The following is a 24,830-nucleotide window of genomic DNA, read 5'->3' on the forward strand; positions in this document are numbered from 1 at the left end:
ACCGCGGAACCTGCTCGGTGTTCACCGTGACTCACGCAATCGAGTACGCCATTGGCAAACAACAGGGGACCGACGGACGGTTGAGTATTGAGTTTTTGAACTGGGCTTCCAACCGTGCGATCCAAGACAAACGCGATGGTGGTTTCTTTTCCGATCTTTGGAAGGGTTTCGAGCAGTACGGAATCTGCAACGAGGCTGAAATGCCTTACAAAACGGACTTCGACCCAAAGTCGCAACCTTCGCAAGCGGCGTTGGACAACGCTCGACGGCTTGGCGAGACGGGTTTGCAGTTGCACTGGATCAAGCCGTGGGATCCCAATCGAGGATTAAACGATGAGCAGTTTGCCGATGTCAAAGAGACGTTGAGAAAGCAATGGCCCGTTTGTGGCGGCTTTCTGTGGCCTAGAAAACAGGAATGGGACGGCGCCGTATTGCGAATGGCCTCGCGTGATGAGGTTTTTGATGGACATAGTGTCCTCCTGGTCGGTTTCAGGGAAGACCCTTCGCAGCGAGGCGGCGGCGTCTTCTTGATAAAAAATTCGAGTAATGGCACTCAAAACGGCGCGTTGAGCTACGAGTATGTGCGGAACTATATGAACGACGCTGCTTGGATCGGCTGTGAATAGATCTGGACTGCCGCTATTCCGAGCGAGTTAGCAGTTCCCCCATTGCCATCCTTGACCACGTCGATCTGCATCACGAGCAAAACGCTCGGACATTCTCGCCCCGCTTGATTCAACACCCATAGGTCGACACCGCCCGGGGCACGCCAGCTGATGGCGTTCAGCCGCCAACGTGGTTCGGCCAATGACTCGACTTGATCAGCGCTTTGATGGCGTGGTTTTCGTCGCGTCGCGATATCATGGACCGAAGGTTTTGACAGGGAATCTTGGCAGCCTGCATCCGTAGGGCAAAGAGTGACGGATGGTCCCCTTGTCGTTTCCGAATGCCCAAAGAAGAGGGGGGCATTTTCGAAGCTGTTCGATTGATACTGTCGGCACTTGCCTTCGCAACGCTCCACGCGGCGAGGCTATCTTCTCCAATCTGCATAGACTTGGTCAAGAAATTCGAGAGTTGTTGCCTCCGTCGCCTTAGAGGACTCCCCTCGTTCCTGATCATTGACTTGTACTAGCTCCATCGGCTGGACATGCGTCTTTGTGGCGTCAATATTTCTCTTCGTTGTTAATGGTTCAATTCCAAACTCGTTGATCGCTGATGGATACACCTGCGGTTCACGATCACTGTTAACGGCTGGATCTCTAACGAAGAGAGTCGCGCTGCTAACGAATTCACCTTCACCGCTACTACCGTTGTCACTCAAGTAGTTGATCACTCGCAAAGCATCCAGCGCGGTGACTTCACCATCGCCGGACGTGTCCAGATAATTCGGGGGTGGAAAATCGGTCTCGGAAACTTCCAGTGTTCCGCCACCCGGTTCGCTCAGGCGATTGATCACTTTTAGGGCGTCCCCAGCCGTGACGTCACCACTGCGGTCAACATCATTCGGGTTGAGTGGATTCGTCCAGAAATGATCGTTCGACAAGGTGAGGGTGAACGATTCGCTCACCAGTCGATGCCAAAGAACCTCGCCGTCAAACGCGGGCTGCGAGATTGTCCAACCGTGACCGAGTTTAAGCACATCCCCCTGATCGGCCAGAACAAAAAGGATTGCTTCGTCACCCCATACCAGCTTCAGATTCTCAATCGTAGCGACAAGCGTTTGAGTGCCCGTTGATCGAAGATCGATTCGCTCGACATTTTGGAGCTGCGTTTCCGATTTGCTTAGGTCAAGTGTAGAACCGTCGCCTTGGATGACTGCGGTATCGATTCCATCACCACCATCAAATTGCCCCATGTCCGGAGGACGGAATGAGACACGGTCATTACCTGCGGCTGTTTTTACGGTTGTCGTTACACCATCCTGCAACGGCGAAACAACGATGATGTCGTCCCGCTGACCCGTGACAACTTCGGTCGCCGTGTTGGCTGCAACCAGCTTCTCAGAGATCAGATCACCACTCGCAGATTCGTAAACACGTAAAATGCTGTCTTCGACGATCACATTCAATTCAAACAAAGGCCGATCGGTGTTCGTTACGTTCCATTGCAAAGCGGTTAGTGCAGCATAATTCTCATCGGCGCCGGCTGATTGAATTGACGCGGTCGCAGAGATCGTTTGGTCTCCATCATCGATTAAATCCGACTTGCCGGTAAAGGTGACCTCCTGACTCACATCCCAATCATCCGGCGTGAAGGTCAACGTGGAAGGCGCAAACGACACCTCGTCCACCAGATCCACCGCGATCGCGATCACCACATCACCAAGCGGTTGGCTTGTCAAAGCAAACTCGACGGCGTCCGAAGAATGTGTTTCGCCAACGACCGTCAAATCGTCACTCTGCGACAGTCCAATTCCGGCCACATCGTCGTCCCTTGTTGTGACGTTGACGGTCTGTTCCGCTAACGGCCCAAACACGACATCGCTGAGCGGATCGATCACCGAAACCGTAACCATTGTCGCTTGGTCACCGTCGTCGATTGCATCGTTGACTCCTGTGACGGTAATCGTTTGATTGACATTCCAGTTTGCGGGAGTGAACGTCAACGTCGTACGGTCAACGGACACCTCGCTAACATCAGCACTGACGATATCCAACACCACCTCGGAAATTGGCTCGGACGACAACACAACCGTGAATGTTTGGAGTGAGCCGGTCTCGTCAACGGTGACGGCGGAATTGCTGACGGCAAAACCAGCCGCGTCATCGTCTGTCGTTGTCACATTGACGGTCTGCTCCGCTAACAGATCGAACACATCATCGCTGAATTCGCCGTTAACCGATACAGACACAACCGTTGCTTGATCACCGTCATCGATCGATTCGTCGACACCTGTCACCGTAACCGTTTGCGCGACATTCCAGTTTGTGGGGTTAAATGTCAACGTCGGATGGTCAACCAACGCTTCTTCAACGTCAGCACTGACGACATTCAGGACCACATCGGCCGTTGGTTCAGCTGTCAACACCACCGTAAATGTCTCGAAAGAACCTGACTCGTCAACGGTCATAGTGGACTGAGTGACGAAGAAACCGGACGCGTCATCGTCCGTGGTGGTCACGGCGAGCGTTTGGATGGGCAGCAACCGAAACGCTGCATCACTACTGGCGTCGACCGAGACAGTAAGCGTGGATGCGACCACTCCGTCAACCAAATCATCATCAATGCCCGAAACCGTAACGGTTTGTGGCTGGCTCCAATTGGCCGTGGTGAATAGCAGGCTCGTCGTCGATAGCCCCACCTCACTAGTGTCATCCGACTCGACACGGAGTAGTACATCTGTGAGCGGCGCCGCCGACAACTGAACCGAAAAGCTATCTTGATCGCCCGCTTCCGAAACGATCGTGCTGTCGTCCGTCTGGCTGACTGTGAAACCAGCCAGATCATTATCCGTTGTAGTGACGGCAAGCGTTTGGATGGGGAGCAACCGGAACGCAGCATCACTACTGGCGTCGACTGAGACAGTAAGCGTGGATGCGACCACTCCGTCAACCAAATCATCATCAATGCCCGAAACCGTGACGATTTGCGGTTAGTTCCAATTGGCCGTGGTGAATAGCAGGCTCGTCGTCGATAGCCCCACCTCACTAGCATCGTTAGATTCAATCTTCAGCAGTACATCTGTCAGTGGTGCGGCCGACAACTGAACCGAAAAGCTATCTTGATCGCCCGCTTCCGAAACGATCGTGCTGTCGCCCGTCTGGCTGACCGTAAAACCAGCCAGATCATTGTCCGTGGTGGTCACCGCGAGCGTTTGGGAAGGCAGCAACCGGAACGCAGCATCACTACTGGCGTCGACCGAGACAGTAAGCGTGGATGCGACCACTCCGTCAACCAAATCATCATCAATGCCCGAAACCGTGACGGTTTGCGGTTGATTCCAATTGGCCGTGGTGAACACTAGGCTCGTCGTCGATAGCCCCACCTCGCTAGTGTCATCCGACTCGACGCGGAGCAACACATCGTCTAGCGGTGCTGCCGATAATTGGACCGAAAAACTGTCTTCGTCTCCAGACTCTGAGGCGACAGTACGACCGGACGTTTCGATGACGGTAAAGCCAGCGACGTCGTTGTCATCGACAACAACCTCAACGATCTGCGAGTCCACTGACCTAAACGCAATCGCAGACGTGGGATTGATCGAAAATGTGACGTTTGATACGAAATTCCCGTCGACTAGAAGATCATCAATGGCGGAAATACCGACATGCTGAGTTTGGTCCCAATTCAAGGGAGTGAAAATAATTGATGTTTTTGAAGTAAGAAGTTGGTTTGAATCTCCCACGCTAACATCGACAATGACATTGCTTGTTGGGCGACTACTCAATTGGATAGAGAGTTCCAGAGGAATGTCGCCTTCCGTTGCCGTTGCTTGAGCACTTGGGGCCACCAGGAAGTCGGCAACATTAATGTCACGATTCAACACAGCGACCTGCGCCGTCGCTTGGGCGAAGTTAGGATCGCTCGACAACGGGTCGACGAGAATGCGAATGATTGTGTGTTGATCACCGTCAACCAATGCGTCATCCGCGACACCGGCTAACATCATAGGCTGTGCCTGATCCCAGTTCGCCGCGTTGAAGGTAAGCGTCGCAGGAGTTACAGCGACTTCGTCGGGATCATCGGAAGACAAGTCGATGACCACATCGCCGATTGGCGCTGCATCCAACGAAACGAATCGTATCACTTGGGTTCCGGATTCATCCACCTCCACTAGCGAACGATCGAGCACCAAATGGAAGCTGTCATCATCTATCACGGTGATTTCAAACGATTGGTCTCCGATTGTAACGGTGGTTGATTTTGGCCCGTCAACCAATCCATTGTCGATTGCCTGGAACGTGACGGATTGTGGCAATTCGTAATTATCGTTATCGAATGTTAGCGATGTCGGAAAGACCCTCAGGATGGAAGGGTCAGCAACCACGATGTCAATGGTTGTGTCGACGACGGACCTGAGTTCGATGTCTTGCTTGGTAATATGCACATCAATCTTGCCAAGTTCATCCGATTCCATGATTTCCGATCGCATCACGGTTGCGTCGCTGCGATAGGTTAGGGCGGTTCGATCGCGCGGCCTAATCAGCGTGATTAATCGAGCGAGGTCATCACCGACACGTTCCAGTTGAACACTTCCGTCCATGCGTACCGTCAAAAAATCGCTGCCGATGTCACCAAGTTGATCAAGTGGTGCATTCCGGTCGAAGGTAACATCGGCAGGCTTTGTCCAGGGAACCGCAACGTCTTGGCCCGATTGAACCATTAAGATGGTACTGCTCAGGCCATCAAGCATGTCGCGGAAATGCGGTCCCATACCAAATGAGCTGAACGGGGCCCCATCGGTAAATCCGAATTCCTCTGTACCCCCATCAACGAAAGTTTGGATGCGCGTCGTTACGCTGTCCCATTGGTCATCCACACTTCGGAAGATGTCTGGCATGTAGGGCAGCAAGGATAAATTGTGCGGACTATCCCAAGGCTCGTTTTGATGAAACTCTTCCCACAAAGGTCGGAAGCCGATAAAGGGAAGCAAATGGACGCGCCAACTTAATAATGGCTTGCCCTCCGAGTCGTAGTGGGAGGAATCAGGCAGCGTTGGCAGTTGGTTGAACGCCGCATGAAAATTGTGCCATCCAAGTGTGACTTGCCTGAGTTGGTTACTACCATAATCGGAAAGTACCGTAGGATTTCGGTCTGAGTACCGTCGTCGCAGTGTATTTGCATCAATGCCCTCGACGATCGGACGAGGCAACGGCGCATAGAATGAACTCGATGCACGCGTAGCAAGAGCGACAAACAGTTCGTTGTCAATGTTGGCGGGCAATTTTAGAATTGAACCGTCAGCCATCAACGCCCGAAAAAATTCGTCAGGCAAATTGCCGAGGTTCGCAAGTGGGGCCGCCGGATCAAACTGAAATTCGTCAGGCTGCGTCCAGGGAACCGCTTGGTCCGGGCCCGTTTCCAAGACGAGAAACGTATTAGAAGTTCCGTCTAGAAAGTCACCTGACGAGGGGGAGTAATCACTGCCGTCCGCATTGTGCCCATAGGCGGCACCTTCGCCTACAACGGTCTTGATTCTCGTCATGTTGCTGTTAGCTAGATCACCATAACTTCGAAAGATATCTGGCATCTCGTTGACCAACACGATATTGTTTGGGCTATCCCACGGCTCATCAAGATTGAATCTCTCCCACAACTGTTGGTGATCCAGAAACGGCAACAGATACACTCGCCAACTGAGTTGAAAATGCCCATCGGAATCACGTCCCCTGGTACCGTTGTTGGGAGCGAATTCGCGGTAGGCCGCTTGATAGTTTTGAAATGCAATGCCTATCTTTCGAAAATTTAGATCTTGTCTCGATCCTTTTGCGTCCCACGCTTCTGCATCAAATTGTCGAGATAGAGTACCGGTGTCGACGAGAGCTTCGGTTGGAAAAGCAAGCCGAGTCGCAAGGCTCGCAAATGTCTCTGCATCGATGTCCGCCGGCAAGATTGCTGTCGTCCCATCAAACATCACCACTGGCACGCCGTTTGGGGCAATTTCGCCAAGTGTACTGAGGGGAGCGTCGTAATCAAATGGAGCATCCAGAGGGGCCGTCCAAGGAACCGACCTTTCCTCGCCAACTTGGACCAGAAGCAGAGTATTGGTCAGCCCATCACGGACATCTCGAAACTGTATGCCGGGGCGATCCAGCTTGAAGCCGACTGGTCCATACCGATCGTCTGGGGCTAGATAGTGGCTAGTCAATGTTTGAATGCGCGTTTCGAAGTCGCTGGACGCGAGACCGTCGCCATAAATATCTGGCATCTTGTCTTGCAACGTCAGGTTGTGAGGACTGTCCCAGGGCTCGTCTAAATGGAATTGGTTGTATAGTTCGTGGTGATTTAGAAATGGAAGCAGAAACACTCGCCAACTGAGGTGAGGGCGTCCTTCTTCATCCAAGTATTCGGGTTCATCGCGAACGGGAAGCTGATGGTATGCGCCGTGGAAGTCATGCATCCCAAGGGCAAGTACATTCAAATTCCGGCGAACGACGGAAACGCTATCTGCGACCACCTCAATCGAGACCGTAGCGGTATCGGTTCTCAAACCATCAAAGATTGCGTATTGAAAATAGTCTAGACCAACAAATTGTGGATCACTGGTGTACGAATAGGTGCCGTCGTAGTTAAAACTCAAAACACCATGCTGGGGTTCGTGTAGCAGTGAAACGGATGCGGCATGCTCCGGAGCCAAGCGTGTCCAGCTATCATTGTTAAGCAAACGAGGGTTTCGTGAGCCGTCCACAACTAGCGTCTGCCCGGCTGCCACACGATACCCCACCGCGTTGGCGTTATCATCCAACGCGATCGGTTCTCGTGCGATCGGTTGATTGGATTCGTTTTCTGACAAGTCCCGCAGCAGCTGTGGTTCCTGGTCGACGTTGCTGCCGCGAATCACCACCGACACTGTTTCGGTCCACCGTTGACCATTCGACAGATCTTCCACGGTGTAGGTGAACTGATCTTTGCCGACAAACCAAGGCGCGGATGCGTATTGCACTAAACCGTTACCGAGAATAGTCACCGAGCCGAATTGCGAGCTGCTCGCGCTCACCAATTCAACGTCCGCGGTATGCGAAATCAAATCATTAGCGAGGACATCAAACTGCAATGTGTATTGCTGACTTATCGGCGAAGGCATCACCAAATTTTCGCCAACTTGACTCACTGAAAACGACTCAAGTGTGACGATGTCGTCTTGCGTAAAGCTAGATTGATTAAAGATGGCTGCCGGACGAATCGATTCTGTCCCTGGGGGGAATGCGGTTGCGTCCGGATTCCCCTCGGTCCACGTCCCTGTGATCGCAGTCGATGTATAACGCTGGGGAGTCGCTGACAACATTGAATCATCAACAAGAATCGCTTGCAAAGTCTGTCCGCCGACAGCGTTTCGCACGGCAGTACCAGCAGCCAGAGCGGGCCCTTCCCACGGTTGAGTCAACTGGATTGTATTGCCATTGATCCCGCCAATTGGCCATAGGCCAAGCACAGAATCTCCGGCTACATTGCGAGTGTACGTGTAGTCTTCATAGAGTTTTCCGGTTGAGTCGACGTAGCCGTACCATGCCATTGTTCGTGATGCTGGATCGGTACCTTTACCGTTCCAACCAAACGTGTTGGCAAGCACCATTTGTTTATCACCGGGAGCAAGATCACTCGCTAACGTCGTGTCAGCGGCACCTGGGAAACGCGCGACATGCTCGCTATTGATTCGCAATCCATCGGTATCAAATGCGGTATAGCCAATCGAATGTGTTTCCGAACCCAAAACGCCAGTGCCGATGGAGTGAACACCCGCGAATACGCCAAACGTGTAGGATCGGTTTGGGTCAACGGTGACTGGTAAATCCGACTCGACCATTTCAAGAGATCGGGAAGCAACATGACGCAAGTCACCGTCAAAGGTTGAGAGTGCTGGGCCCGCTGCGGTTTCGTCCCCGTCATGGCGGATCGTGGCATTGCGAATTGGCAAGGTAGACCCTAGTTTGATCGATGTCACACCAGGTGCGATCGCTGCCTGTTTAACCTTTTGTGGATCCCACTGCTGGTCACCAAAATTGGAATAGACTTTCAGTTGCTCTAAGGCGGCCGTTGTCCGTCTAAGCTTTGCATCTTCAGCCCGGTTGTACAGCAACGCATCCAAGTAAAAAAGGTTGCCGTCCGCGATCGCGTTGCGAACCGCAGTCCCGGCGGGCAAGCTTGCACTTGACCAAGCTGTCGAAAGTGCAATCCGATAGCCACCGAGAGTCGTGTCAAAGGAAATCCCGTCCGCTTGCCACGCACCCTCGATCCGATCACCAAGGACATTGCGAGTGTAGGAATAGTCTTCGTAACGCGTTCCGAGTGCGTCTTCGTAACCGTACCACGCTAATGCCCTGGTCGATGCAGTCGAAGCGGAATCGTGGCTCCATCCGTTTGCATCTGCAACCACGATAAAATCGTCACCTGGATCGACTTGTTGAACTAGCGTTGTGTCTGTTGAACCGGGAAACTGGTTGACGTGGATTGGCAAAACACTTAAGCCGTCTGCATCGAGTGCTGTATACTTTAGATCAAATGCGAGGTCAGCTGGGATATGGTTAGTGTCACCTTCGAAGCGATAAGCATGGTTGGAGGCTAGGTGAATCCACGGATCAAACAGGGCGGGCTTCGACCCAATTTGAAAATCCAATGTTGGTGATGGATCATCGAAAAACTCAAGCCGATAGACTTGATCGCCATCAGGATTCACGGTTAGATCGATCACAGATCGTCCCGCCGAATCGGTTATTGGTGTTCCCCACGTTTCCGCTGCGAAAACACCACCATCGCTGTAAAGCTGGCTGTTTGGGTTGACTGCGAATAGGTCCGGGGACGTTGCGGCAAGCATGTGTCGCTGTTCGAGCGATTCGAGTCCGCGAGACAGCGAGCGGCGATTTGATGCGCATCGATTGGATGCGCGGCCTTTCCGTGTGGACGAACGCCCCCGTTTTCGTCTTCCCATTGCACTTCCCGTACGCAGTCTGTTTTTATTTACCGCAGCAGATGAGCTAACCATTTCGCCTGCAGACGAGACGATTGTACAGACTTGCCATTCCGAATCAAATTTTTCGCGATGAGATGGGCGTCAACGAAGCAAACGCTTGCAACATTTCAGTCGAGCATTCCTCTCTTACCGAAAAAAACAAAGAGGTCAGGCATATTGGCGTTTGGGTCAGGAAAACGCACTGGTTTGCGGCCTCGTGACGCATGGTTGATGCGGGATGGAGACGTCTTGCGATGGATTTCGTCCAGGTTTCGTCTCCTAGCGATCCGCCTCGTTAGACGCAAACGCGAAGCGCGTCGCGTTCCTTCTCGGACAACGTGTCATTGACCTGACTGGCCCAGCGAGTAGAGCAGCAAATAGGTTGGTTGATTCTGAGTCAACAGCAAGACGGTGACACGTTGCTAGACGAGACCACGCTGCCGGAGGTACCTTCCTTCGATCCGCCCCTTCATCAATCGATCTGTCCTCAGTGCGAGCGTCCTCGGCAGACGGTGCAAACGATTGACCCGGCACTGACGATGTCGGTCCTGGCTCTGGCCCCTCGACTGCACGACGCGACATCACAACCGATCGCGGCCGGTCTCGACACGGCCCGCAGTTGGTTGAAGTTGCTTGCCCGAGTCGTCCGGGATCAGACGCGGCGTGGAACGAGTAACCCGTTGATCCAATCGCTCTATCAAGGCTGGACAAGCCCCACGACTCGGTGATGGACGCCGTCCGCATCCGTTATGCCGAACTGATCGCCCACGACGCCGCCGCTGCTTCGCCACGCGGCCCACCAGCAAAGCAACGGGAGGCCGCATGATGTTGCTTCTACTCTGGCACGAAGTCTTGCAACCGAACAAGCGAAGCGTCAAAGCACCGCTGCAGCTAGCGTTATGCTTGGCGTGCAAAAACCATCTCAAAACTGGCTGCAAATGCGTCAAAACCTGGGTCACTCGAAGCGAAACTCCAGTCAACGCACCACGAGCCGCTTGCAAGGATCTCATCAACACCGAGCGTTACCCAAGTCACACTGGGGTAACTACTTCGGCGGCAGCAAGCTGCCAGCTCTAGGCAGCTAAAAAGAAAGCGTGAGACAAGAATCCTGTCTCACGCTATGGAGTGATCGAATGATGTTGCTTAAGGGTCGAGCCAAATGGATACCGTTTCAATCTCGCTTCGCTTCGGTGCAGCTAGTCGTTGCTTTCGAAAACTACCCCCGTCCCATTTGATCGCCCTGTGGCCCTTTCTTGCTTGCTGAGAAGATTAATGGATGGCCCTTTCTTGCTTGTGTGATTCACACCAAATTAGCTGCGTTGAAGAAAGTCGCCAGGACAATCCGCGATCGATTAGCCAACGGGATGAGTTACTGCACTCATGGAATTACCAATGCAGTTGCCGAGGGCATCAATAGCAAAATCATGTCAATCAAGCCTCGCGTTGGTGGCTATCGCGACCGAGAAAACTTCAAAACGGTGATCTGTTTTTACTGCGGTGGACTGGATCTCTATGCACGATAAACCCAGATGGACGATAACCCCAGATGGACCATTCTTTCCCTTCCCATAGTCCCCGCGATGTAGGGACGATTGATTCATCATGCCGAAATTGCGGCTCTAATTGCCGACCGCTAGCGATAGTCGAACTGAACGGTTGCGGAGGTTTCTGTATTGCATACCGCCCGTATCCAGCAAGCAGAAAACTCCTTTGGAAACTGATGCCGCAGAGACTCGCCGGCTGGAACGTCGAAGTGTTGGTGGTTCACCCAGCGGTCGTTTCCATCTAGATCAATCTGAAGGGTAATGCGGACTGGTTTCGAGCCGCCGTGAGACATCGTGACGGTCTTTTGGTCGTAGCCTTTCAATAGATAAGGATCCGATGGGATTCCCGGTTTGACCTGAGTCCGCAGCCATGGACCGCCTCTCCCGACAGGTTTGCCGAGTTTCCAGAGGTCGTCGATTCCGCCGAACCACAGACCGGCTTGATGTTTCTCGCTGCGGAAGACATGACCGTCGGTGGCCGCATCCGCACGGACGCCGCAAAGCACAAGTAAACCGTTCCAGGAACAGAAGTCCGTGATCTGTTTCGAGTGACTCGACACCGGGCGCATCAGATTCCATGCGGGTGGCGCACCGTTGGTGACCAGCGGAACTTCGTAGAACGTGCCGTGGATGTTGGCAAGATGACGCTCGGATTCGACTTCTCGTGACGCTCGCGGCCACCCCGATGCGAATGGCTTGTCGTAGGCGGCGTCACCTTTGGGCAGACGCAGTCGTTTGCCGCCGTGGTTCAAGATGACGGATGCGTCGTCGGTCGAAAACTCCGGTTCAACGTGTAGCAGCGTAGCAAGTTTTGCGTCGGGGTTGTCTGGTTCGAACGCAAAGTCCGCCTTTGTGAAATCGAAGTTGCGGCCGTCGTCGGTGATGACTCGCAGGTCTCGATTGCGTTTTGCCGGGAAAACAAGACTGGCTAGGGCGTCCTCGCCGATATCGGCAAGGCCAGCGAATAGCGTCCTATTTTCTGCAGCGTCGCCATCGATGAATTGGCTGGCTGTTTGGTGCAGGATGGCGGTGGCCACACAGTCACGATTCGCGACCAATCGCAACCACTCTGCATCCAGGTCTCCGGGGAGCACCTTTGCAATGGAGTCACCAACAGCCAACTCGATCGTTTCCAAGTCAGTCCAAGAATCGTTGCCATCTCTGTCTACCTGCAGAGTAATGTGAACCGGAACACCGGTTGTTGACTCGGAGGTGTCGCGTTGAATCGGCATCTCTACCGAAGCTCTACCGACGGACGAAACGGAGTCGGCGGAACCGCCGTCGACTTGGATAAATGCGATAGGTGGCAATCCAAACGCACCCGTGGAATGCTCAACCGAATTGCCCGGTATCGAGACCTTTCCGGCTGGGAAGTCACGAGCATAAATGCGGTCTTGCACCAGTTTACCCCACTTCAACGTCAGGTCAGTTTGATTCCAATCGGGCGACAATGTCGATTCGCCGCGACCGTCGACGGCGACGTAAACGGTCGCCGGTTGACTGAGTTTGAGCTCCAAGCCTTCCGCAGGTTTTCGCCAGTCGCCACGAGGAATGGTGACGCGCGGGATGCGAGCGAGTGATTCGGGCAACTCAGTGATCGGCAGTTGATCGGTGGTTCGTAGGATTGATTCGGGGACCGGTTTGATTCGTCCGATCGCTAGGTGCAGGATGCGGTGATCGAAACCGGCGATGAGGAACGGATCAGAGGGTGTATCGGCTTTCACCTCATCTTCGATCCATGGTCCGCCATATCCACTGGCGGGCCCCCACTTCTTAAGGTCGTCGTAAGTCCCAAACCATAGGTTACTTTGCGGTTGTCCAGCAAACGGATTGCCTTGGATGCTGGTTTCGTCGGTAGCCAACACTAACTTGCCGTTCCACTCACAGAAGTCCGGTACATATCGCAAATGGCTTCCGATCGGTCGGATGCCCGCCGAGTTACTACTAGAGAACGTTTTTGGGAAGTCGAAGAACATCCCGTGCATATCCATCATCCAGTGGCCATCGGTGATTTCACGAATGCGCGGCCATTCGGTGTACCATCCATGTTGGGCATCGTTACAGTATGCCGCCTTGGGTAACAAATAGGTGTGCCATGTTCCGTTGTCCATGACTTTCAATCGAACGCTACGGCGGTCCCAGCCCATGGTCCAGATTGGATCGTTGCCGTCGCTGCCGCCGGTGATTCCTTTTGGTCCAGTCACCTCGGTGTACTGCCTTCTTTCAACGATCGTCCAGTTCGTGCCGTCGAATTCAGCCAACACACCTCGTTCTTCCGGCGTCTTTGCCTCGCCACCTGCGCGGAGATCTTTGTAGTCGCCGACGCGATGTTCTCCATTATTTGAAACAACGAGTCGCCCCTGTGATGTGTAGCCACCTTTGCCGTGCCAACCGGGAACTGGCTTCTTGAATAATCGTTTCACAGCCAACGTGTGGACGTTGGCTTCCCAGATCGAACCTTCCATGTCGACGTAGTAGACCATGTTCGCAGGATCTTTCAGATGCCGCGCGATCGCGGTGACGCGAATGGGCATGTCTGCTGGCTGGATCGTGCGTACGTTTCCTTCGGAGTCGATCAAATGATGGGCGATCAACAACTGATTGGACTCTTCGTGAATCATCCGGCCTGCGGGTGTGCCACCAACGCTTTCTGGATGGATGGTCATTGGCTTGCTAAGATCTGGATCGATCGAGAACAGCTTGTGCTCGCTGCCTCTCGGTTGATGTGGAGCGTAGTTGACCATCCAAAGTTTGCCGGCCCATGGCACAACTGCTCCGATGCCACATTCGTTGTGTCCCGATTTGTCATGACCGCCGTTCTGGCTATAGACACCGTAGGTCGTCAGGTGCGGGTAGACGCCGCTGATCTGGATATCCGTGCGAGATGGCTTGGGTGATAATTCCGACGATTGTTCTGGCTGACTTTGCACAGTTGGCGTGTTCTTACGCTTTACGGTAAGGCGATATCGTGAATCCTGAATACGCTCTCGATGCACGCTTAGTTGTTTGGACAGTTCACGTTTGGCATCTTTAAAGTCGGGATCGCCGGCTAAGTTGGTTCGTTCAATGGGGTCTGCGTCAAGGTCGTATAGTTCCTCGAAGACTTCATCGGCGTGTCCTTCTACATGCGTCTCGACGTATTTCCATTTCGCGTCGCGAACTGCCCACAACGGCTGACTACCCAGTTGTGGCGTGGGAGCTTCGTAGAGAAAACTTTTTCGCCAATCGTCAGGTGTGTTGCCGGCAATGATCGGAAGCAAGCTCCGTCCGTGAAGCGATCCTGGAACAGGCAAACCAGCTAACCCGTAAATCGTCGCTGTCAGATCGATGTTCAGCACCAGGTCCTGTGAAACATTCGGTCTCGTCTCCGGCCCCGAGATCGCCATTGGAACTCGCATCGATTCTTCGTACGGCAAGACTTTGCTGGTCATGCCATGTTCGCCCAACATCCAGCCGTTGTCGCCCATGAAGAAGATCCATGTGTTCGCTTTCAGTTTTCTGCGTTTGAGTTCATCCAACACACGGCCAACCGCAGCATCCATTTGTTCGACACTGGCACTATAGTCGCGGATGTGGCTGCGAATTTTCGCCGGATTGTCGTAACCGTATTCTAATGCCCGTGTGCGATTGCGAGCGGACTTGAGATACTCGGGTTTACCATCGAGATCGTCATTCCATGTTTCGGGCAATGGCATCTCATCGACGTTATAGCGATCGAGATACGCTTGCTTGGCGGGCCACGTGTGCTTGCTGTCCATATGAGGCACTTGGGTGCACATCCACAACACAAACGGATTGTCGGCATCCACAGACTGGCGAATGAACCGAATGGATTCATCGGCCGTCACATCGTCAACAAAGCCGGGCATATTCCTGGACTCGCCGTCGATTGTGAATTTGCGGTCGTACCACGTACCGTTTGACCAGCAAGTTGACGCAAAGTCGAAGCCACATTCCTGGGGCGTCGTTTTGAGGTGCCATTTGCCCGTAACTCCCGTTGCATAGCCTGCTTTGCGAAGTGCGTGTGCAAAGGTCGTTTCGCCCTCATTGAGAGAGACATTGCCAAACGACGTGACTCCGTTGGCAATGCCATAACGTCCGGTGAGGCAGGCGGCTCGGCTGGGCGAGCAGATCGCCAAAGTGACAAACGCGTTTTCAAACCGAGTACCATTGTCAGCAATGCTGTCGAGATTCGGTGTGTGGATGCGTTGAAGATCTGGTGCCCCGTAGCTGTCCCAGCGATGATCGTCAGTCAAAATAAAGACGAAATTAGGTTGGCTAACTTGCTGAACGTGGTTCGGCTCACTGGCTGGAGCGACGTTGCCGAGCAATATGACAAGGCAAATAAAGAAACGGATCATGTTTTGAACTCACGTTAGCGATCACTTGGGTTAAAGGAACAACTAGGGGCACGTAGTGCCCCTTCTCACTCCTCGGTCGTACTCGATGCCGCATTTTCCGCTTCGGCTTGAGCGTTGATTGCGTCCCAGTCAACATCACCAGGAGGGGTGAGTTTTCTCGCCTGAGTATCCTTCGAACATCCCCCCATGGTTAGGCCACATGCAATGATAACGGGAATGATCGCTGCGCGAAGCAAAGACGCTGCCAAGAATTGATTTGTCATTTATTATCGTCCGATTGTTTAGGAATTCGATGACGCTCTGCCAAAACGCCACATGGAAACACGAGGCCGAATCGTGTCCGGCCTTTGGAAAATGAGCCAGAAGGTTGGAGCGGGAGAATGCTGTCCCTCGCTCGTCGATGGTGAATTGTTTGCCGCAACGTGCCAATTTAGACTACTTCAGTTGTCGGGCAGTTTATATGTCATTTTGGCGAGATATTTGCGACCAACGGGAGTGGGTTTATACACGCCGAGCGGTAGCTCACTTCGCTTGCGGCCGTGCCGCACTAGGGAAGCTCGACCTGTTCCTTCGAGGCTTTCGTTCCCAGGGCACCCCATAAGCCGTAGGGGCTTTTTTGACCTACGTTGTTGTAGTTGCTCGAAATACTGTCGGCTTCACGATTTCCAGCTTCAATTGAGTCCGTAATAAACTGAACGCTTCCATCCGCCATAAGAACGTGTGCACCGCCTTGATGGCGACTGCCGGCGCTGAAAACACCCGACTGCCAATCCACTCCCCAATCCAATGGGCAAGTCGGCGAATTGGGCGGCAGCACTGTATTGAAACCACTGATCATAATGAAGCCATCAAACCACCTCGCTCCGCGCGACGCGCCACCCGTATTCCAAAGCTGGTAAGCATCGTCCACAAACTGGGGTCGTTGAGGATCGACGACATTAGCGCAAAGTGATGCGGATGTTCCCATCGCAGCGTTATTGAACTCACTTTTGTTAACAACGGACCCCTTCGCTTCACGGTCACCAAGATCGGTTGCAATTTCACTCATGGCTATCGTGTTCGCCAAGCCGTCCAGTACATCACGAAACCGCCCTCCCACCTGGGGCCGAAACATTCCTCGGAAAACGCCGCGATCAATGTAATTGTTACCAGCCTCGTAGCCCAAACGCAGAATGCCATCTCCGTGACAGAACGCATAGTTGGTTTGACCGTTTCCCGTTGGTGAGACACCGGGATCACTTGGACATCGCAACATAGGGATTTCAGTTTGCCAAGGATCGTACTCATTCAGGTCTCGCCAAACTCGCGGACCAAACGCTGGCCAGGCACCCGCCCCGGTTGCAATGGCTGCGTCATCAATGGTCTCACCGGTCTCGGGCAAATGAGGGTTGGACAACTGTTCCCAGAGAGCCTGCTGCTCAAAGAACGGAATCAGCCCAGCCATGGCGCTCAAACGCCTTTGGTTGACCAGATTGCCGCCGTAAGTCCCAGATCCATTTGGCGTGCCGGTCCCAGTCCCATTGGAGGGGAGCTGGTTGTAAGTTGAGTGATAGTTGTGCATCGCTAGGCCAATCTGCTTGAAATTGTTACTGCATGACATGCGTCGGGCCGCCTCGCGAGCAGCTTGGACAGCGGGCAATAGCAAACCAACCAAGACGCCGATGATGGCAATGACCACCAGCAGCTCCACCAAAGTAAACGCGTTTCGTTTCGTCATTTCTGTCTCCAATGAATACGACTAAATAAGAGGGCATTCCTGGTCGTGTCGCTGCCGATGGATTCTCTAGCAGACGGCATCCGTCGGGTTTTCTTGAGCGTGGACGTCATGCATCATTTCGATGAACGGCTCCATAGCTGAAGCAACAATCAGGCCCTGTGTCGTATTGGAAACGTCGCGAAGACTAGAGTCTGGAGTGTGTAAGATTGATAAAAATCGGAGAAATTTGACACCGGGATAATTACGTCGCACAGAATCGCGGTGATTGGTATCGTTGTTGAAAAAGACTGGTCAATTTTTCATAATTGCCCTCCAGATGGCGTGGCGGATGACGTTTCCCCTATAAAACGTGGGCCAAATTGGCTGCGCACATTGCATGGGTGCAAGATGAATGATTCAACTAAGCAAGCGGATTTTGTCCGTTTATTCTCGGCCAACCAGCGGCGCATTCAAACGTTTATCCTAACTTTGTTGCCTGATCGGGATCAGGCACAGGACGTGATGCAGAACACCTCCGTCGTGTTGTGGCAGAAATTTGACACGTTCGAGCTGGGGACTGATTTCACGGCATGGGCCTTCCGAATCGCAAGGCTGGAGGTCCTAAGCCAAATTCGTCGGCAAGGAAAAGGGCGTCTGGTATTCGACGAGTCAATGTGCAATGACTTGGCCGATGAGCTCACGGAGCGAGACGCTGTATCGGATAGCCGACTGCGTGCGCTAGAGGGATGCGTTAAAAAACTGTCCGCCGTCGATCGCGATCTCTTGCAGCGTCGGTACGAGGAGGGCGCTACCATCAAGGCGGTCGCTGAAGCGGTCGGACGTCCGCTTGAGGGAATGTACAAAGCCATGCGTCGTATTCACCACACCCTGTTTGAATGCACTCAGCGGAAGTTGTCCGCAACAGATGAATCCGTGGCGATTTAGAACCTCCGCTCCGTATAGGATTTCAACAAGAAGGCAACAGCGATGGACAATAAGAATCGAGACGAGCTTTTGGAACTGTGTGAATCAGTACGAGAGCAAACCATCTCCGATGCGGATTGGGCCCGATTGCAAGAGCTGATGGGGGATCAGGAGTTGCGCCGCCTTTATACAGACTACATGGCAATGGTTGGGCACTTGGGAGAAAGCATGGAAGACTTTGGTGCCGCGCGGGGGGGAGATCCCGACGACGCGAGGCAAATGATGCTTGATGCTCTGCTCGACGAGAGAAACGCCCGCGGCGATCATGCTACCGTGACGCTACCGACAAGGCGACGATGGACGATCCATGTCGCGTATGCGACAGCACTTTCTGTCTTGGTGTTATTTGTTTGGGGAGGTTTCAAATCGCCGGAGCACTCTCAGGAAGACGCGTTCGCGTCGATCAGCGTCGCGCTCGATTGCAAATGGGGTGCGGGAACACTGCCAACCGTCGTGGGTTCACGTCTGACGCCAGGTCGACTCGACCTGCTGGAAGGGTTTGCCAAGATTGATTTCGACAATGGCGTGCGTTTGTCGTTGGAGGCTCCTGTTTCCATGACTATCCAGTCGCTGACTGATTGTGAAGTTCACTCGGGGCAGCTTCTCGCGCACGTTCCGGGGGCTGAAATCGAATACACAGTGACGACTCCGACGACAGAAATCTTGGACCTCGGTACCGAATTCGCCGTACGAGTTGAAGACGACGGGAGCACCAGGGTCCATGTTGTAACCGGCGAGGTGAACGTCACGGACCAGCGGTCCAAAGAATCGCAAAGACTCCTAGAGCGTGAGATCGTGCACGTCGGAAACAAGGAGATTGCACGTCTTGACCATAATGCCGAGCCGTTGGGGGCACGAGCAGGCGATCCCGAAGATAAGCTAGAGAATATGGAATCATGCTTGATCTCCACCGCCCAAGGTCGTGGCCGCGACGCCTTCATTTGGAGAGAGCGTTCAAGCGGGTATGAAGGACAAGAAATGTTGCTCGTAAAACACTGCGTTGTGCATCGTGATCAATGGGATCGAAAGGTCTATTTGGCATTCGACATCGAATCGTTGAAGGGATTCAAATTGGAGCAGGCTGAACTTCGGCTCCACCTCGTCCCGAGTGGCCTTGGCTACGTATCGGGTCAGCTTGATGCCACGTTTCAAGTCTACGGCCTCGCCGATGAATCCTTCGATGACTGGAACGAGAAGACGATCAATTGGCAAAACGCTCCAGCGAATGATACTGGAGCCGCCTCCGTTGCGTCTGGAATGACTGTTCCGCTGGGATCATTTGAAGTTCGCCAAGGTGTGCAAACCGGAAGCGTTAGCATCTCAGGAGACCGGATCCGCGAATTCATTGAATCTGACATAAATGGAGTCATCACGCTGATCGTCGTCCGCGAGACGCAAGAACGAGCCTGGGACGGTGGTGGACTCGTACATGCATTCGTTAGTAAGGAGCACCCTTCTGGATTGCCTCCAACGTTGCGACTGATTGGGACGCAAGCGTCTGGCGAATGACGTGGAATACGGAGCGATCAGCGAGATCGTTGACTGGCGCTATCAAAGTTGGGATAGCGAGCTAGGAAGCCGAACTGACAACGGGTTGATTCACAAAAAAAATACAGCTAGCAAAAGGAACGTTCCTATGAACCGCACCACCGCAGAACCAGTGTTTTGGAAACTCGCGATGTTGTCGCTCCTGATGACGTGCAGTTTTCCAGCAGCCAAAGCGGCTTCGCCAAACTTCGTCTTCATCATTGCGGACGACTGTACCTTCCGAGACATCGGTTGCTACGGCGGACAAGCGATGACGCCGCACATCGATCGTCTGGCTAGCGAAGGTATGAGGCTGACGCAGTGCTTTCAAGCCGCCCCCATGTGTTCGCCGACGCGGCACAACATCTACACCGGCTTGTATCCCGTGAAGAGCGGCGCGTACCCGAACCACACGTTTATCAGAGACGGCGTGCAGACGGTTGTGCAATACCTGAAGCCTCTCGGGTACCGCGTTGCACTCTCAGGCAAACGACACATCTCCCCGGAAAAAGCATTCCCGTTTGAGTATTCCGGGAAGAAGAATCCGGGAAGAAGAATCCGGACATGGACGCAATCGACACCTTGTTTCGTGAAGCTTCAGAAACCGGCACACGGTTCTGCCAATTTGTTTGCTCGAACGAGCCGCATGCCCCCTGGAACAAAGGCGATGCTTCCGCCTACCCGTCGGACGAAGTCCAACTGCCACCGTATTTCGTAGACACGCCAACGACACGCGAGGAGTTCTCCAACTATCTCGCGGAGATCACTTACTATGACGGTCAAGTGGGGCAGGTCCTGAACCTCCTAAAGAAACACCAACTGGACGACGACACAATCGTGATGGTCGTTTCCGAACAGGGCAACAGTTTCCCGTTCGCAAAATGGACCTGCTACGACCACGGCCTGCAATCCGCAATGATCGTCCGCTGGCCCGGGAAGATTGCCGCCGGCGCGGTCAGCGATGCAATGGTCGAGTATGTCGATGTGCTTCCGACATTTCTTGAGGCAGCTGGCGGCGAGATTCCTGAAGTCCTTGACGGGACAAGCATGCTGGACGTGCTGACGGGAAAAACGAATCATCACAAAGATTACGTGTTCGGAATCCAAACCTCTCGCGGCATTTTTGGCGGGCCGGACCACTATGGAATTCGATCCGTGCGGTCGCGGCAATTCAAGCTGATTCACAATCTTGATCCCGCAGCCCGATTCTATAACTCAATCCAAAAGAAGGCGTTCTTTGCAGAGTGGGTAGCTCGTGCAAAGACAGAAGACCCGCACGCTGCGAATCTGGTCAACCGTTATCACAACCGACCGGAATTTGAACTGTACGACATAACGATCGACCCGCTGGAACAGGACAACCTCGCGGCGAACCCAGAATACTCCGAAACGATCGAAACGCTCAAAGCGGAACTTGCCCAATGGATGAAGTCGCAGGGTGACCAGGGGCAAGCCACGGAGATGGCCGCCATCGATCGGATGAATACCGGCAACGAAATGGTCAAGGAAGCTCGGGGGAAAGGCACTGGTTCAAAGCAGAAAAAGAAGCAGGGTGGTGGCGCAAAAAATGGCAAGGCGAAGACCACACCCGAGTCACAGGAACCCGATCAAGCCGCCCAGTCCAACAGCCTGTCCGACAAAATGGATGTCCTGTTCATTGCAATCGATGACTTGAACAACTACCCCACGATCATGCGGAACTATCCGGGCGTGAAAACGCCATCCTTCGAGGCCTTCGCCAAAACATCGCTGCAGTTCACGCGTGCCTATTCTCCCGGCACGATGTGCAATCCACGGCCATCGCATCAAAATCACGCTCCGAATAGGAGTTTTTCGAGAAAGTCGGTGTTCCAGCCGGCTGCTTTTCGATTGCTCTTCAAACTCGACTTCGACGTGTCCTGCTTCAGCAGTGTAATTACAAACCGTCTGGTGAAGCTCAGGTTTTCAATTGCGTGACCTTCGCGAATCCGACTTGCATCTTCGTGAAACACCACGTCCAGCACCCAGTGCATACTCTCGATCGACCAATGACTTCGAACCGATTTTGCAAACTCATTTACCTTGGCGGATCGACTGCTCAGGAAGTAACGCACTTCACTCGACCATGATTCGCCATTTTCGATACTCGTGACCGCTTGTCCGATGCTCTTGGCACCCATCCATTGGTCCGTTAACGCTCGAAGTGACGCTGGTATTTCAGTTATCCCGTCCTTGGAAACGACCCCCTTCCCCTTAGATTTATCCGAAGCAAGAAGTTAATATTCATTGGCTTTTATGCGAAAAATGACCCCCTTCCCCTTTTCTTTCTGGAAGGTGTCGATTCTGCAAGTGTTTGTAGCTTTTTCAGTTCTTTGCACGTTAACCGACACGAGTTACGCACAAGCCCAAGTAGCTCGTGGGGGGCGGTCTGACATCCAACAACTCTACAAGCAGCATATTACTGAGTATGATTTTTTGCCAACTCCGATTTTAAGCTTGGATGTATTGTCAACCGGAGTGCAAGCCGCAATCTCAATGGGAGATGTAACTCGTGCGACGGAGATAATTAGAAGCACACCCGAGCAAAGCCTTAAGTTTCTATTGACTATTGCAGTTACCGAAGGGCACTTAGGAAAAAGGCGTAGTAGTTGGCTTGTTAAAGAAGTTTTGTCGAGTCAATCAAGTGACAGTATATTCAGTGATGCGGTAGGTTTATTAGCTTCAGAAAGATCTTACGAGTCCGCATTGTTTCTTGCGGATATCATTGGTGATTCTAGCTTGCGAGGCGAGGGGCTTCGCCGAGCGGCGTATTGTGCAATGCAAAACGGTGATTTCGAATCGGCGTCCATCATTGTCAGTTCCTTTGCGGAGACGAAAGACGCTGACAGAAGCTTTCATAGTCTTGCTATCGATGCTTCTGAAAAATCAACTGCCGACTATCTACTTGAGAACATCCCACGTGATTGGCGCGGCATTTTACGAAGCGAGCTAGAATTTGGAAAGCTGGTCAATACTGAGCCACTTGCTCAATGGTTTGCAAGCGGGACACAAACCAGTAACTGCGGCAATGATATGAAGATGTTGTTGGTATCGAAAGGATTGAAATGCTCGGGCCTTCAGTTATTTGAAGAAACGAACGAAATAGTTGAGAGTATTCTGCAACTCATCACGTGTGAAGATGCGGAAATGGAGGATGCCGTTCCAGCAACTGCGTTTTTTCTTACTTACTTAAGACGGGGAAATGATTTGGAAGACCTCGCGTTTGGCAGAGGCTCTTTTTCGGCAATTCCAGCTAATTATTGCAAAAGACAGTCAAATGCAATTGTGGCCGGACTTATTAGTTGCGGCCGGACCCTACAGGCAATTGCTTATATGAACAGATTCTCAAAAAGTGAATTCGGAGAACTTGCGGCCTTTAGTTTGTTTGGAACCAAACGTATTCCGCCGTCTGATTTTCGAGATTTTATTATGCAGCTCAATGATCCGCATCGGCGGGTATCCCTTTTAGCTGCTGGAGTTGCGGAATACGTCAAGCTCGTGGAGGATTACGGACAGCCTTGGGAAAGCCAAACGGGTAAGTGAAAGCAAATTATCGTTCACCCTTAAACAACCACATTCGATCACTCCATAGCGTGAGACAGGATTCTTGTCTCACGCTTTCTTTTTGGCTGCCTAGCGGCAAGAATGGGCCATCCAAGTTTTGATCCGTTGCTAGAAAAGCATGCTGCACAACTCATCCTTTCTCCTGTTCGTTGCTAGCAACGGTTCGTTAGGTTAAACATTTGGATGGCCCCTTCGGTTCCATGGCTGTAAGATGGTGACTTGGTCAAGTCGTGAAAAGCATGGGCAGAAATCATCATGCTCGGCAATGATTTGCGTGAAAGCTGGAGGTCACTTTATGATCCCGTTTGGGTCTTGTAACTATTCGTGCAAACCGGGAAACTATGGTGTTATTCAGCAACGTTGTTGTTGCGGACAAAACGCAACATATAGTTTTGCAAATACAAATGGGAAATTTGGCACCGGTTTACTGGGTGGTTGCGAGGATTTTAACGATGGCGACTATAAGAGACTATAACTTTTTCTTTGTTATTCCACTTTTTTTGATGTATACGCAGATCACATCTGCACAGAGTGCGTGTGAATGTGACTGCATCTCGAAAGCAGTTTCCAGGATCAAGACGGAAGCAGAGCCGGACTTGGGAAAGATATTGGAAAACGTCCATCAGTATTCACCGCTACACGAACGAAAAGAGGATGCTGCGAAATTTGCTGCGGCATGGGATCTAAATGATCAGGCCGCCGCAATAATTCATCTTTTGGTCGAGCCAGCGTTACTGCTTCCAACATGGGGGCAACGACATCACGAATCACGGGCTACAGGGCCATATGAAGAAGCGGCGAAAGTTATCATTTACCGGATATCTTCTGACAGATCGTTTCGTGATCGATATATTCGACTGGTTGCTTGGAGTGGATTGCTTGTCATTGCTCCAAAACATCCGACAGTATCGCAGGTAGATGTGATTGGTTTCACATTTGCAGGAATTAAAGAACGCTATGAGAGCCAAAGCGACGATTTTTTTTGGCAGGACACTTTGTGTTTTGTTTCTATTTCTCTGATGCTAGGATACGATGTCTCGTACGGCGAGACCTTTACACGGAATATGACGAGAAAACGTTTCTTGCTTGTCCTTGACTGGGTAAAGACTCATAGATTCGTCGTTGCGGCAGATGGATACCATTGGACAACAGGGGAAAGTGGTGCTGTGATCGCGGAGCTTCCAGAGCTTAAACTGCCTCCAATTCCTTTCGAAAACGGAGATTTGTTATCAGCCCAATCCTTTAGGGATCTTAGAAGTATTATTGAAGCGATGGCTCCGTAGTGCAGGGAATCCTGGGGCCATAGCATTTAGGAGGCCAAGAAGGGGCCATCCAAAGTCTTTTGCCTTACTACTTGGGATTTGCTAGGAGTAGAAAAGGGGAAGGGGGCACGGCCATCGCATCAAAATCACGCTCCGAATAGGAGTTTTTCGAGAAAGTCGGTGTTCCAAAGAGGAAAAGGGGAAGGGGGTCGTTTTTCGGGACTTGGTTTGATATTCTCTAGCGAATACGATCAATCTTTCTTTAGC

Annotated in this window: 13 protein-coding genes and 2 pseudogenes; 9 read left to right on the forward strand and 6 right to left on the reverse strand. The window is 52.4% G+C overall.

The window, feature by feature from the left end:
- Positions 1–626, forward strand: a 626-nt coding sequence (locus CA13_RS27240; protein WP_419194892.1) for a C1 family peptidase, incomplete at its 5' end; no start/stop codon positions are given.
- 404 nt (positions 627–1,030) lie between these two features.
- On the opposite strand, the gene CA13_RS27245 is transcribed toward CA13_RS27240, so the two are convergent.
- Positions 1,031–3,544, reverse strand: coding sequence for a dockerin type I domain-containing protein (locus CA13_RS27245; protein ID WP_146402087.1), 2,514 nt, complete (start codon positions 3,542–3,544; stop codon positions 1,031–1,033).
- A 48-nt stretch (positions 3,545–3,592) separates the two neighbouring features.
- Positions 3,593–9,472, reverse strand: coding sequence for a DUF1559 family PulG-like putative transporter (locus CA13_RS27250; RefSeq protein WP_419194893.1), 5,880 nt, complete (start codon positions 9,470–9,472; stop codon positions 3,593–3,595).
- 521 nt (positions 9,473–9,993) lie between these two features.
- Between CA13_RS27250 and CA13_RS27255 the strand changes: the two genes are divergently transcribed.
- Both CA13_RS27255 and CA13_RS27260 read left to right on the forward strand, forming a co-directional pair.
- Positions 9,994–10,335, forward strand: a complete 342-nt coding sequence (locus CA13_RS27255; protein ID WP_146402091.1) for a hypothetical protein — start codon at positions 9,994–9,996, stop codon at positions 10,333–10,335.
- A gap of 525 nt (positions 10,336–10,860) precedes the next feature.
- Entirely contained in the window at positions 10,861–11,130 is a 270-nt protein-coding gene (locus CA13_RS27260) for a transposase (protein WP_419194894.1), read from the forward strand.
- A 110-nt stretch (positions 11,131–11,240) separates the two neighbouring features.
- Here CA13_RS27260 and CA13_RS27265 read toward each other — a convergent pair whose 3' ends face one another.
- The 3 genes from CA13_RS27265 to CA13_RS27275 all read right to left on the reverse strand — a co-directional run bounded on the left by CA13_RS27265 (position 11,241) and on the right by CA13_RS27275 (position 17,229).
- Positions 11,241–15,512 carry a sulfatase-like hydrolase/transferase gene (locus CA13_RS27265; protein WP_146402094.1) on the reverse strand — a complete coding sequence of 1,424 codons (4,272 nt, stop codon included), beginning with the start codon at positions 15,510–15,512 and terminating at the stop codon, positions 11,241–11,243.
- 65 nt (positions 15,513–15,577) lie between these two features.
- Complete coding sequence (locus CA13_RS27270) at positions 15,578–15,775, reverse strand: hypothetical protein (protein WP_146402095.1); 198 nt, start codon at positions 15,773–15,775, stop codon at positions 15,578–15,580.
- A 284-nt stretch (positions 15,776–16,059) separates the two neighbouring features.
- On the reverse strand, positions 16,060–17,229 hold the full coding sequence (locus CA13_RS27275) for a DUF1559 domain-containing protein (RefSeq protein WP_146402097.1): 1,170 nt from the start codon (positions 17,227–17,229) through the stop codon (positions 16,060–16,062).
- A 387-nt stretch (positions 17,230–17,616) separates the two neighbouring features.
- On the opposite strand from CA13_RS27275, the gene CA13_RS27280 reads away from it, so the two are divergent.
- The 4 genes and pseudogenes from CA13_RS27280 to CA13_RS36180 all read left to right on the forward strand — a co-directional run.
- On the forward strand, positions 17,617–18,153 hold the full coding sequence (locus tag CA13_RS27280; RefSeq protein ID WP_146402099.1) for a sigma-70 family RNA polymerase sigma factor: 537 nt from the start codon (positions 17,617–17,619) through the stop codon (positions 18,151–18,153).
- Positions 18,154–18,195: 42 nt separating this feature from the next.
- The gene (locus CA13_RS27285) at positions 18,196–19,701 is read left to right on the forward strand and encodes a DNRLRE domain-containing protein (RefSeq protein WP_146402101.1); all 1,506 of its coding nucleotides are present in this window, start codon (positions 18,196–18,198) and stop codon (positions 19,699–19,701) included.
- Positions 19,702–19,885: 184 nt separating this feature from the next.
- The gene (locus tag CA13_RS36175; protein WP_473087514.1) at positions 19,886–20,437 is read left to right on the forward strand and encodes a sulfatase-like hydrolase/transferase; all 552 of its coding nucleotides are present in this window, start codon (positions 19,886–19,888) and stop codon (positions 20,435–20,437) included.
- Positions 20,350–20,850 (forward strand): annotated as a pseudogene (locus tag CA13_RS36180) (sulfatase-like hydrolase/transferase); the annotation flags it as partial. The gene CA13_RS36175 and the pseudogene CA13_RS36180, both read left to right, overlap by 88 nt.
- Before the next feature lie 680 nt (positions 20,851–21,530).
- On the opposite strand, the pseudogene CA13_RS27295 reads toward CA13_RS36180, so the two are convergent.
- Positions 21,531–21,923: pseudogene (locus CA13_RS27295) on the reverse strand (ISAs1 family transposase); the annotation flags it as partial.
- 61 nt (positions 21,924–21,984) lie between these two features.
- Here CA13_RS27295 and CA13_RS27300 point away from each other — a divergent pair.
- Both CA13_RS27300 and CA13_RS27305 read left to right on the forward strand, forming a co-directional pair.
- Positions 21,985–23,280: a hypothetical protein gene (locus CA13_RS27300; protein WP_419194895.1), complete on the forward strand. Its 1,296-nt coding sequence runs from the start codon at positions 21,985–21,987 to the stop codon at positions 23,278–23,280.
- Between the two features lie 473 nt (positions 23,281–23,753).
- Positions 23,754–24,584, forward strand: coding sequence for a hypothetical protein (locus CA13_RS27305; RefSeq protein ID WP_146402105.1), 831 nt, complete (start codon positions 23,754–23,756; stop codon positions 24,582–24,584).
- Positions 24,585–24,830: the final 246 nt, after the last annotated feature.

This window comes from Novipirellula herctigrandis (assembly GCA_007859835.1).
Taxonomy (GTDB): Bacteria; Planctomycetota; Planctomycetia; order Pirellulales; family Pirellulaceae; genus Novipirellula_A; species Novipirellula_A herctigrandis.

Bases quoted from the DNA above. Each gene is read 5' to 3' on its own strand.
- CA13_RS27250 (WP_419194893.1), bottom strand. From the start codon at position 9,472: ATGCTTGCCGCAACGTCCCCGGACCTATTCGCAGTCAACCCAAACAGC.
- CA13_RS27265 (WP_146402094.1), bottom strand. From the start codon at position 15,512: ATGATCCGTTTCTTTATTTGCCTTGTCATATTGCTCGGCAACGTCGCT.
- CA13_RS27270 (WP_146402095.1), bottom strand. From the start codon at position 15,775: ATGACAAATCAATTCTTGGCAGCGTCTTTGCTTCGCGCAGCGATCATT.
- CA13_RS27275 (WP_146402097.1), bottom strand. From the start codon at position 17,229: ATGACGAAACGAAACGCGTTTACTTTGGTGGAGCTGCTGGTGGTCATT.
- CA13_RS27280 (WP_146402099.1), top strand. From the start codon at position 17,617: ATGAATGATTCAACTAAGCAAGCGGATTTTGTCCGTTTATTCTCGGCC.
- CA13_RS27285 (WP_146402101.1), top strand. From the start codon at position 18,196: ATGGACAATAAGAATCGAGACGAGCTTTTGGAACTGTGTGAATCAGTA.
- CA13_RS36175 (WP_473087514.1), top strand. From the start codon at position 19,886: ATGACGTGCAGTTTTCCAGCAGCCAAAGCGGCTTCGCCAAACTTCGTC.
- CA13_RS27305 (WP_146402105.1), top strand. From the start codon at position 23,754: ATGGCGACTATAAGAGACTATAACTTTTTCTTTGTTATTCCACTTTTT.